Annotated in this window: 6 protein-coding genes and 1 pseudogene; 3 read left to right on the plus strand and 4 right to left on the minus strand. The window is 70.1% G+C overall.

Annotated features, from left to right (window positions below; genetic code table 11):
- Positions 1–62: 62 nt before the first annotated feature.
- Positions 63–2,357, minus strand: coding sequence for a hypothetical protein (locus ABZY89_RS27215; RefSeq protein ID WP_355232303.1), 2,295 nt, complete (start codon positions 2,355–2,357; stop codon positions 63–65).
- 179 nt (positions 2,358–2,536) lie between these two features.
- On the opposite strand from ABZY89_RS27215, the gene ABZY89_RS27220 reads away from it, so the two are divergent.
- Positions 2,537–3,694, plus strand: a complete 1,158-nt coding sequence (locus tag ABZY89_RS27220; RefSeq protein WP_355232305.1) for a right-handed parallel beta-helix repeat-containing protein — start codon at positions 2,537–2,539, stop codon at positions 3,692–3,694.
- Here the strand turns inward: ABZY89_RS27220 and ABZY89_RS27225 are convergent.
- Complete coding sequence (locus ABZY89_RS27225; RefSeq protein ID WP_355232307.1) at positions 3,681–5,159, minus strand: lipopolysaccharide biosynthesis protein; 1,479 nt, start codon at positions 5,157–5,159, stop codon at positions 3,681–3,683. The genes ABZY89_RS27220 and ABZY89_RS27225 overlap by 14 nt on opposite strands.
- A gap of 2 nt (positions 5,160–5,161) precedes the next feature.
- Positions 5,162–6,283, minus strand: a complete 1,122-nt coding sequence (locus tag ABZY89_RS27230; RefSeq protein ID WP_355232309.1) for a glycosyltransferase family 4 protein — start codon at positions 6,281–6,283, stop codon at positions 5,162–5,164.
- A gap of 160 nt (positions 6,284–6,443) precedes the next feature.
- Here ABZY89_RS27230 and ABZY89_RS27235 point away from each other — a divergent pair, with 160 nt between their 5' ends.
- Both ABZY89_RS27235 and ABZY89_RS27240 read left to right on the plus strand, forming a co-directional pair.
- The gene (locus ABZY89_RS27235; protein ID WP_355232311.1) at positions 6,444–7,199 is read left to right on the plus strand and encodes a CDP-alcohol phosphatidyltransferase family protein; all 756 of its coding nucleotides are present in this window, start codon (positions 6,444–6,446) and stop codon (positions 7,197–7,199) included.
- On the plus strand, positions 7,196–9,097 hold the full coding sequence (locus tag ABZY89_RS27240) for a glycosyltransferase (RefSeq protein WP_355232313.1): 1,902 nt from the start codon (positions 7,196–7,198) through the stop codon (positions 9,095–9,097). Before ABZY89_RS27235 ends, ABZY89_RS27240 begins: the two co-directional genes overlap by 4 nt.
- A 656-nt stretch (positions 9,098–9,753) precedes the next feature.
- Here ABZY89_RS27240 and ABZY89_RS27245 read toward each other — a convergent pair.
- Positions 9,754–11,034, minus strand: a pseudogene (locus ABZY89_RS27245) (DUF222 domain-containing protein).
- Positions 11,035–11,381 lie beyond the last annotated feature (347 nt).

Genomic DNA, 11,381 nt, shown 5'->3' on the forward strand with positions numbered 1-11,381 from the left:
AGCCCAAGCCGGACGCCCATGGGGGGATCCTGACGCCCACTCCCCAAGATCGGGTATGCCTCCTACGGCTCGATGACCTTCAGGTCGTCGTAGCCGACCCGGACCGGCGTGGTGCCGATCGTCGAGGAGCCGAAGCTGCGCAGCATGACTCCCCCGAGGATCTGGTTGGCGAGGGTCGAGTCGGAGAGCTCGTACGTCCAGCCCGACGGCTCCGCGGAACCGGCCGGCCACACCTTGGTGCGCACGGTCGCCGGTGCGGTGCCGGTGACCTGGAGGCGTACCTTCAGCCGGTCGCCGGGCGCGACGCTCAGGCCCGGGACGGCGTTGGCGCCGACGACCGGGGTGCCGCTGCGTACGAGATGGACGCCGACGGTGCCGTCCGGGTTGAACCGGAGCCGTGAGGCGTAGTGGTTGGTGCCGGAGACGCGGGCGCCGAGGATCGACCAGACGTAGCCCGCGTCCGGGAGGCGGGAGGCGCCGACGCTGACGGTGGCGTCGACGTCACCGGCCGCGACCTCCTCGAGCCGGGACTCGGTGGTGCCGCCAGGGGTCACGGAGTGCCAGCCGCGGCCCTCGGAGACCGAGAAGTTGCCGGCGGTGCCGGTGCGCGTCCAGGTGCCGCCGGTGCCGGCCGTGCCCCAGCCGCTCGCCTCGGCGCGCTCGAAGGTGTCCTCGGCCACGATGCCCTCGGCCGGAGGGGCAGGCTCGCCGGCCACGTCGACGGTGACCCACTCGGTGGGCGACTGGTTGCCGAAGGCGTCCTCGGCGACGACGCGGTAGCTCTGGGTGGAGCCCGGCGGTGCCTCGGTGTCGAGGAAGCTCTGCGTGGTCTGCTTCCAGAACGCCGCGGTGACGGGCTTGGTGTGGATCGGGGCGACATCGGTCGAGCCGCGGTAGACCTTGTAGGTCACCGTCGCGTTGTCCTTGTCGGCGTTGCCGGGCCAGGTCAGCCGGACCTGGCCGTCGGCCGGAGAGGTCGCGGTGAGCCCGAACTCAGCGCCCGACAGGGCCGGGCCGACGTCGTTGGGGGCGATCGTGTTGACCGCGAAGCGCACCAGCCCCTGCTGGGCGACGCCGTCGACCTTCAGGAACTCGCCGCCGTAGACGACGTAGTCGGCGTTGGCCGTCACCGTCCAGGGCGCCTGGTTGGCACCGGTGAAGGTGCCGGGGGTCCACTTCGGGTACCACTCCAGGAACTCCGGACGCGGGGTGCCGGGGTGGTCGGGGTAGCCGTAGATGTCGCGGGTGTTGGTGCCGCGTACGTCCTGGGTGACCGCCGTCGAGTGCTGGAAGCTGCGCGGGTTGGTCTCCGGGAAGCCGCCGGAGTTGCCGCAGTAGTGCTTGTGGCTGGCCTGGTAGACGACATCGTCGGTGGGCCAGATCGAGTAGGTGTCGCCGTGGCAGTCCTCGAGCCAGGTCAGCTGGCCCGTGGCCCAGCCGGCCTTGAAGGTGCCCTCGGAGTTGCCGCCGCTGCCGTAGTGGTAGCCGCTTCCGTAGAAGCTGGCGCCGTCGCTCTCCAGGGCGAGGACCGCGGAGTTGGTGCCGGCGTCGCGGAACTCGGAGTTGACCGGCAGCGCCATCGAGGCGCCGGTCGCGACCTTGATCCGGGCCAGGCCGTAGCCCGGGTTGGAGGAGCCGTTGACCTTGGTGAAGTTGCCGCCGATCACGATGTCGGCGCCGTCGGGCGAGACCACGACGTCCTGCACAGACCCGTTGGAGACGGTCGGGTTCATCGGGAGCAGCTGGGTGCCGGTGTCGCTGGGCCGGACGGCGGCCACCTTCGTACGCGCGGTGTTGTCGGCGGAGGTGAACACACCGCCGTAGAAGACCGCGTCGGCGGTGGCCGCGACGGCGTTGGTGGTCGAGTTGAAGATCGGGCGGAAGCTGGTCAGCGCCCCGGTGGCCAGGTTGATCGCGGCGCCGCGGTAGCGGTTCACCCCGTTGACCTGGGTGAAGCTGCCGGCGACGTAGAGCAGGGACTCGTCGGGCGAGAGCGCCATGTCCTTGACCTGGCCGTTGAAGCTCGGCGCGAAGCCGGGGATCAGCTCGCCGGTCGAGAGCCGGTAGGCCAGCATGTTGGACCGCGGCGTCTCATCGGTGCCCGCCGCGGCACCCGCCGGACGGGCCGAGGTGAAGTTGCCGCCGACGTAGACGATGTCGCCGACGATCACCTGCTTCCAGGCGACCCCGTCGATCTGCACCGTCGGGAGTACGTCCGCCGAGACCGTCTCCGGCAGCTCCGGGTCGACCGGAGCCGTATCCGCCGTCGCCCCTCCCGACATGACCAGGCTGCTCACCCCGAGAACAGCTGCGACCGCTCCCGCCGCCAGCAGACGCCAAACGTGTATCCGCGTCATCATCCATCCCTGCACAAGGCGGCCACCTCGGCCGCGACACGGCAGTGTCGCGGACACACCCGGTCATCCGCCCGTCAATCGCACGTCCGATCCCCTGAATCGGGTATGTGTGGGGACGTAAGCATCCAACGCTCGCAAACTGCCTGGTTCAGGGGGCAGACTCCCACACCATCAGTTGGATGCAGAGTCCACAGGAAGGCGTACGTCTCTTGGCTGTCCCGTCCCGGGTCCTCCTCCTCGGTATCTCCGCGGTTGCCACCGTGGTCGCGCTGACCTCGACCTACGCGCTGACCAACGGCCCCGCCGAGGAGCCCACGCCGCGCGCGGAGAGGAACTACGGCGATCTGCCGCCCGACGACTTCGGCGGGCCGGTGACATTGACGCCCTCCCCCTCGCCGTCGGTCTCTCCCTCTGCCTCCTCGACGCGCTCGGCCAAGCCCTCGGACGGTGCGGAGCCGAAGAAGCGGCCCACGGACTCGGGGAAGCCGAACCGCTCCGGCGATCGGCCGGGCGAGCAGGGACCGCGCGAGGGCGAGCCGCTCAGCTCACCACCGCCGGCGGGTGGTGCTCCGGGGCCCGGGGACACCGGCGTACCTCCCAAGAAGAAGCTGCGCGTCCATCGCGGAGACCTGGTCATCAGGACTCCTGGGAAGGTGGTCGACGGGCTCGAGGTGCACGGCAAGGTGAGCGTCGAGGCGCCGAACGTGACGATCCGCAACACCAAGGTGATCGTGCCGACCGGCTCGGAGACCGCCGGGATCTCCAACAACAACGGCAACGGCGCGGGGATGCTGGTCAGCAACGTCGAGGTGCTGGCCGAGAACGCCGCACCAGGCGTCAACGGCGTGGTCGGGCACGACTTCACCCTGGAGGACTCCGAGATCCATCACGTCACCGACCAGGTGCACATCACCGGCAGCAACGTGACGGTGCGCGACAACTGGTTTCACGACAACTACCACTTCGAGAGCGACCCTTACCAGGGCGGCGGGGCGTCCCACGACGACTCGATCCAGATCATCGGCGGCGGCAACATCACGATCGCGGACAACCGTTTCACGGGCGCCTACAACGCCGGCGTGCAGATCACCCAGAGCATCGGGGACGTCACCGCGGTCACGATCCGCGACAACCTCCTCGGCGGAGGCGGTTGCACCGTCAACATCGCCGAGAAGGGCCGCGGCCCGATCCGCGGCGTGGTGATCCGCGACAACCGGTTCCTCAGCGACCAGCGCATCGACGGCTGCGCGATCATCCACCCCTCCTCGACGAAGGTCAGCCACTCCGGAAACGTCTGGGACGATTCCGGCCGCCCGGTGGCCCTCAGCCGCGGCTGACCTTCTGAGCCAGCGCGCCCCTCACGGTCACCACCAGCGACATCACGTCGCGGCGGATCGGCGGAACCAGCAGAAGAAGCGCGTACGCCGCGGCCCCGGCCACCACGCAGACCAGCACGGTCACCGCGGGGTGCTGCCCATGGAGGGCCTGGGCGGTGGCGTACGCAGCGGCGGCGACCGCCCCGGCGACCACCAGGATCCGGGCGGCACCGAGGTAGAGCGGGCCGACCCGAAGCTGGGTGCGGCGGGAGATCCACCACAGCGACAGCGGCCACTCCAGGAGGTGGGCGGTCGCGTAGCCGACCGCGACGCCGGTGACTCCGTAGCGCACTCCGACGAGCACGCAGAGGACCTTCAGCGCCGAGGCGACCAGGGTGTAGTGGCGCAGCTCCGTGGTCAGCCCGTGGGAGAGATAGACCCAGTAGCCGACGTAGGCCAGCGTCTGGAACAGCCCCGCGCAGGCGAGCAGGGCGACGATGCCGGCGACGTCCCAGCCCGGGCCGAGCAGGAGCGCACAGACCGGTGCCGCGGCGCCGGCGACCAGACCGAGCCCGGCGCCGAGGCTGTAGCCGAGCGCGACCTGGCCGCGCTGCACGAACCGCTGGGTCAGCGCCGGGTTGTCGCGGATCCGGCTCAGCACCGGCAGCGCCACCGTCGTGGTGGGGCTGCGCAGCTGGACCAGCGGGTTCATCAGCAGCTGCCAGGCGCGGTTGTACGTGCCCAGCTCGTGGGCGCCCAGGCGGGTGCCGATGAGGACCGAGTCGATGTTGCTGGCGGCATAGTTGATCAGCTGTGTACCCGCCAGTGACCAGCCGAAACGCAGGAAACCGCCCATCTCGACGCCACGGCGGGGGCGGCCGGGGAGCCAGCCGGCGAACGCGCCGATGGCCACCAGGCCGACAGCGGCTTGGACCAGCTGCTGGACGACGAGGGCCCAGTAGCCGGCGCCGTTGGCCGCTGCGAACGCCGCGATCCCGAGGGCCAGCAGTGGCGCCAGGACCGTGGCGGCGGCGAGCCGGGTGAAGAGCAACCGACGGGTGAGGTCGGCGCGATACTGCGCGCCCATGCCGTTGAGGACGAAGATCCCCGCCATCGCGGCGGTGAGGGCTGTCAGGGCCGGCTCGTCGTAGAGGGCGGCGACGAGCGGGGCGGCCGCGATGACGATGAGCGCGAGGGCGATGCCGAGGGCGGTGTTGAGCCACCACAGGTTCGACTGCTGCGCCCGGGTGAGCACCTTGGCCTGGATCGCGGCGGTCGAGAGCCCGAAGTCGCGGAAGATCTCGGCGACCGCGACCACCGCCAGCACCATCGCGACCAGGCCGTAGTCGCGCGGCGTGAGCAGCCGCGACAGCACCACGACCGAGGCGATCTGGACCAGGATGCGTACGCCCTGGCCGCCGAGCACCACCATCCCGCCGCGGGCAGCGCTCCTGCCGAGCCGGGTGCGTTCTGTGTCCTCCCCCACGCTCAACCGAGGACCTCGGCCGCGATCTCCTCGCGGTAGCGCTCGGCGCCGAAGCGCTCCTCGGCGTCCTTGCGGCCGGCGGAGGCGAGCTCGGCGGCGAGGGTGGGATCGGCGGCGAGCCGCTGGATCGCGTCGGCGAGGTCGATCGCGTCACCGGGGGTCACGAGGAGGCCGGTCTCGCCGTCGGTCACGATCTCGGCCAGGCCCTGCACCCGGCTCGCGATCAGTGGGCGCTCGGCGAGCAGCGCCTCGACCGCGACGTTGCCGAAGGGCTCGACGCGTGAGGGCACGAGTACGACGTCGGCCTGCTCGAGCTCGCGGGCGGGCTCGGCGACGTAGCCGAGGAACTCGACGTTGCCGGCGAGGTCGCTGTCGGAGGCACGAGAGCGCAGCTCCTGCTCGAACCACTCATAGCCCGCGAACACCGACCCGCACACCCGCAGCCGCGCGTCGATCCCCCGCCGGCGAACCTCGGCGAGCGCCTCGAGGGCCACGTCGGTGCCCTTGCGCGGTGAGAGCCTCCCGACCAGCACCAGCCGCAGCGTCTCGTTCGGCGTCCGGCTGCGCGCCGCCGCCACGGACTCTGGCCCCGGCACCCCGTTGTAGACGACAGTCGTACGCCGCTCCAGCACCTTCACCGTGTGGGTGAGGACGTCGCGGGATGCCCGCGAGTTGGCCACCACGCGGGTGGCCAGCCGGAGCGGAGCGGTCAGGGCGAGGCGTACGGGCTTCGGCTGGTCGTCCTCGGCCTCGTGCACGTGGCAGACCACGGGGACACGAGCCGCCCGCGCGACGACGATCCACCACGGGATCGTCACGGTGTTGACCAGCAACCGGCTCGGCCGGACCCGCCGCCACAGCCGCGCCGCACGGACCCAGAAGATCATCAGCGCCGCGGCCAGCCGGACCAGACCCGTGGGGCTGAGGTAGGCCTTGCGCAGCACCGGGAAGGTCATCACCTCGACGCTAGCGCCGGCGGCCTCGAGCAGCGGAAGGAGCGGTCCGTGCTCGGGTACGACGACGGTGACCCGCTGTCCCGCCTGGTGCAGCCCACGCACCGTCTCGACCAACTGAAGATCGGAACCGTAGACGTCCGGCGACGGGTGGGCGACCAACAAACGCATGATGGGCAACGGTATGTCACCGGGACGACCCGGGCCGAAGGTCCTGGCGAAGTCCTACCCAGATCTGGGGAGTGGACGGTCTCGGCGACCTGGGACGATCGAGCGTCGTCTAGGGTTCCGACGTCACTCACCCCCACGTATGAGCGAAGCAGGATCGAGCATGGCCGCGACCGGCGCCGAACGCGCCCCAGCCGGGTTCCGTGCACACCTGGAGGCGCTGGCTCAGGCACAGAAGCCCTCGCTCAACACCGCGGCCTATTCGCGCCTTGTCAATCGGCCCGCCGGCCGCATCGTCGCCGCGGCCGCGCACACCGTCGGCGCGAGCCCCAACCAGGTGACCGCGCTGAGCGCGACGCTCTCGGCGGCCGGGCTGGCCGTGCTCGCACTGGCCGAGCCGCGCTGGTGGACCGGGATCCTGGTCGCGGTGCTGCTGGCCGCGGGGTACGTGCTCGACTCCTCCGACGGGCAGCTCGCCCGGCTGCGCGATGGCGGCTCGCGCTCGGGTGAGTGGCTCGACCACACCATCGACTGCTTCAAGACCGCCAGCCTGCATCTGGCGGTGCTCGTGTCCTGGTATCGCTTCGGTCCGGTCACCGACGGCTGGCTGCTGGTGCCGCTGGGCTTCGAGGTGGTTGCTGTGGTGACGTACTTCGGGCTGATCCTGATGCCGACGCTGCGCCCCGCGTCCTCCGGGGCGCCGGCGGCGGTCCACGAGAACCCGCTGCGCAAGTGGGCGCTGCTGCCGATGGACTACGGCGCGCAGTGCTGGATGTTCGTGCTGCTCGGCTTCGGGGTGGTCTTCTCCTGGGTCTACGCCCTGGTCTTCGTCTGCAACGCCGCCGCGCTGGCCATAGCGCTGCGCAAGTGGTGGCGTGAGCTGCGCGTGCTCGACGGCTCGGTCGAGGTCTCGTCGTGAGCGACCTCTCCCGGCTGGCCGTCGTGGTGGTCAGCTATGGCGATGCCGCCCTGCTGGAACGGCACACGACCCAGGTCGCCGCCGCGCTCCCACCGGCGAAGATCGTCGTCGTCGACAACCACTCGACCGACGCCAATCGCGACGCGGTCCGGGCCCTCTGCGACCGCGAGGGCTGGACCGGCGTCTTCCCCGGCACCAACACCGGCTTCGGCGCCGGCTGCAACCTGGGCGCCGCGGCGGCCCTGACCGAGGGCGCCGAGGTACTGCTCTTCCTCAACCCGGATGCCACGATCGACGTCGAGTCGGCCGTACGTCTGGTGGCCGCCGTCGAGGCCGAGCCGCTCCTGCTCGCCGGGCCGACCGTGCTCGGCCCGGACGGCGAGGTCGCCTCCGCGGGCCTCGATCTCGACCTCGACACCGGGATGATGCGCCCCTGGCGACGCCGCTCCGAGCACCCCGAGGCCGAGACGCTGCCGTGGGTCACCGGGGCCTGCTTCGCGGTCACGCGTGAGCTGTGGGAGCGGCTCTCCGGCTTCGACGAGCGCTACTTCCTCTACTGGGAGGACGTCGATCTGTGCGCCCGAGTCCAAGCGCTCGGCGGCCGGGTCGCGATCATCGACGGGGCCACCGCGATCCACTCCGGCGGCGGCACCCAGCGCGCGGAGGGCTCCCGCGCGAAGTCGCCGGCCTACTACTACTTCAACATCCGCAACCGGGCCCTCTTCGCGCGGACCTGGCTCAGCCAGGAGCGGCAGCGGACCTGGCGTCGCGGGGCTGTCGGGGCCGCGTACGAGATCTTGATGCGAGGCGGCCGCCGACAGCTCCTGCACCCGGTACGACCGATCTCCGCGGTCGTCCGTGGGCTGCGCGACGGGCGCCGCGACCGGCCGGTCCGGGTCCTGGCGTCGGCCCGGGAGCTGCGCGCGACTACCAACCCCTACATCGTGCAACTCGTCGAGACCCTGGATCGGCGCGACGACACCGAAGTCGTGCTCTTCGGCTTCGCGCGGGCCATCGCGGGCCGCTACGACATCTTCCACGTGCACTGGCCCGAGCTGCTGCTGACGTCGGCGCGTACGCCGCTGCGCCGGCTCGCCCGCCGCCTGCTCACCACCGCGTTCATCACCCGGCTCCGGCTGACCCGGACCCCGGTCGTACGCACCTGGCACAACCTCGTCCGACCCGACGGCCTGAGCCGCTGGGACCACCGGCTCCTCGACGCCCTCGAGCGTCGCACCAGGCACGTCATCCGGCTCACCGACCAGACCGCTCCCCCGCTCGACGTACCGACCTCGACGATCGTCCACGCCCACTACCGCGACTGGTTCGAGCCGGTGACCGAGACGTTGGCCGAGACCGCCGGGCCCGTCGAGAGGCGGGTGCTCTACTTCGGCCTGATCAAGCCCTACAAGGGCGTCGAGCAGCTCCTGGAGGCAGTCGCCGAAAGCCCCGAGGCAGACCTGGACGTACGCCTCGTCGGCTCCCCCTCCGACCCCGCCCTAGCCGACCAGGTCCGCGCCGCAGCAGCAACCGACGCACGGATCAGCGCCGACCTGACCTACGCCGACGACGCCACCCTGGCCGCCGAGATCGCCGCCGCCACGTTGGTCGTACTGCCCTACAAAGCCATGCACAACTCCGGCGCCCTGCTCCTGGCCCTCTCCCTCGACACCCCGGTCCTGGCCCCCGACAACGAGGTCAACCGTCGCCTGGCCGAGGAGGTCGGCGAAGGCTGGCTCCACCTCTTCGACGGCACCATCTCGATCGAGGACTTGGAGCGTGCGTTGAAGGCAGTCGCCGCGTCCCCGCCCGATGGGCGTCCTGATCTTTCGGCTCGGGAGTGGCCCGAGTCGGCTGCGCTGCATGCTGCGGTGTTTCGGGCTTCGTTGTATCCGTAGACCATCTCGACGCTCGATCTTCGGGTCAGCGACAACACCGGGTTGTACGTCTTCGGCCTGCAGGTTGACGGCTGTTGCTGCGTGGTTGGTGTTTGCCGCCGACCCTTTCGTGGAGGGTGTTCTCGCCGAGCCCCGGAGTCAAGGACGGCCTTCGGCCGCCGGCTTCGCCGGCCGCTTCGCGGTCCTTGACACCGGGCCTCGTCGAGAATTTTGGCTGTATATCGGGTCGGCGGCGGGGTTTGGCGCAGCGGATTCAGTTGGGTGCGTGCTTGGGCCGCGGGTTGGCCGTGCACGGACCGCCGGGTGCCTCGTGGGCGCCTATGACAGTGGGCGTGACCTTGTGAACCGTTCACAAAGTGGGCCGTCGCTTTGGCCGGGGGCTGGTTCGGTGCCGGCAGGGTCATGATTTCCCCACTGATCCGAAGAGTTCCCCACGAAGGCGGAGGTTCCCCACCCTCCGGAGCGTGAGGAACCTTCCCCGCAGTGGGGAAATGTCCCTGTCAGCAGGGAAGCGGCCAGTGTGGAGTCGAGAGAGCTGGCCAGAACGCTCCTGGGGCACCGGGACGGACGGCTTCAGCGAAAGCTGAGACCGTTCGGCGGCGGGGTCGTCGGGCCCGGCGGGTGAGACCCGGTGACGTGATTCCTCGCCCAGCCGGTTAGGGGCGGCGGGTGAACCGGATCGTGCCATCCGGTAGCCGCTCATGGACGTAGACAGGGTTGTGCGCCAAGCGGTGATGATGAGGGCAGAGCAGCGCGCCGTCCTTCAGATCTGTCTTCCCGCCGGCGGCCCAGGGGTCGAGGTGGTGGGCGTCGCACCATTCCGGCGGCATGTCACAGCCCTCGGCCTGGCAGCACTTCTGCTGCAGCCGGAGTGCTTTGCGCTGGATCGGCTGGAAGAACCTGCTGCCCCGGCCGGCATCGAGGACCTCACTGTCGCCACCGAGGACCCAGGGGATGATGGTGGCGTTGCACGCCATCCGCCGGGCCTCGGCCGCGGTGATGGTGGTGCCGTTGGTCTCGTCGTAGCCCAACGTGGCGATGCCGAGGTCCTTGCGGAGCTCCTCGAGGGAGATCACCACGTTGATGGTGGTCGCATCACCGCCGTGGCGGGGCAGTGCAGCGGGGTCGACGGTCTCGAGCAGCCGGGCGAAGCCCTGGCCCATCAGCCGCTCCTACGGAGGCAACGGGGCACCCTTGCCGACCAACTGCTGCTTGCGGGGCTGAGCCCAGGCCTCGACCAGCCGCTTGAACCGCATCCCCATCGAGGTCGGCAGCACACCGTCGAAGCCCACGGTCCCGTCGTGGTTGTCCCACACCCGTAGGGCGGTCTTCTGGTGGGCGCGTTCTTCTTCGGCCAGCAGTGCTTTGGCTTCGGCGTCTTCGAACCGGACCGGGTCAACCTCGGCCAAGATCCCCTTCCCGACGACGCGGAGCTCGTTCGCGGTCAACCCGGTGGCGTAGTCGACCAGCAGCTTCTCGGCCAGCACGAGATCTTCTGCACTGGCGACGGGGTTGGTCTCGATCTTGTCGAGCGCCCGGGTGATCACCCTGGCCTTGTCCTGGGACACGACACCTTCAGCGAGACCGGCGGCGACGAGGTCGTACTTCGCGACCCCGGCAGCGAGCTTGATCTGCGAGCGCGCCACGGCCTTGTCGACAAGGAGCTCGGCCCGCATCCACGCGGAGGCGTCTTTTGCGCCGGTCTCTTCGGCGATATCTCCGGCAGACGCGAGCACTCGCAGTTTCAGCGCGGCTTGCTGGGCCTGGAGCTTCTCCAACCGCTCCAGCAGGTCCTTCTTCTGCCCGGTGCGCCAATAGGCGGGATCGGTGGCCAGCAGTTCCTGAACGGCGGACTCGATGGCCTTCAAAGCAGCGTCGATCGCATCGCCGGGGTTGGTGCCCCAGTGGTCGATCGAGCGGCCGAGACTCATCGCCATCCTCTCCTTCAGAGGTGTGCTGTGATGGGTCTGATTCTACGCCCCCAAACCTGCCATTGCCATCTATTTTCCCAGGTCAACCACCGTTTTCGCGGTGAGCGAACGACCTAGCATCTGTGGATGGTAAGTGGCCCGTAGGGCCACCCTCACGCCCTTCGAGTCCGACCTTTCGAGCAACGATTCCGCTGCGCCACACCCGGGCCGCCGCCCCGATAGCCAGCCAAATCTTTCTCGACGGGCCCCGGTGTCAAGGACCGCGAAGCGGCCGGCGAAGCCGGCGGCCGAAGGCCGTCCTTGCGGAGGAGGTCATGTTGACCGCGATTCAGCTCGATGCCGTTGACGGCACT

The organism is Nocardioides sp. NPDC006303 (assembly GCF_040613175.1).
In the GTDB taxonomy this organism is placed as follows: Bacteria; Actinomycetota; Actinomycetes; order Propionibacteriales; family Nocardioidaceae; genus Nocardioides.

Excerpts from the sequence above, each read along its gene's own strand:
- ABZY89_RS27215 (WP_355232303.1), bottom strand. The coding sequence starts at position 2,357 with ATGACGCGGATACACGTTTGGCGTCTGCTGGCGGCGGGAGCGGTCGCA.
- ABZY89_RS27230 (WP_355232309.1), bottom strand. The coding sequence starts at position 6,283 with ATGCGTTTGTTGGTCGCCCACCCGTCGCCGGACGTCTACGGTTCCGAT.
- ABZY89_RS27220 (WP_355232305.1), top strand. The coding sequence starts at position 2,537 with ATGCAGAGTCCACAGGAAGGCGTACGTCTCTTGGCTGTCCCGTCCCGG.
- ABZY89_RS27235 (WP_355232311.1), top strand. The coding sequence starts at position 6,444 with ATGGCCGCGACCGGCGCCGAACGCGCCCCAGCCGGGTTCCGTGCACAC.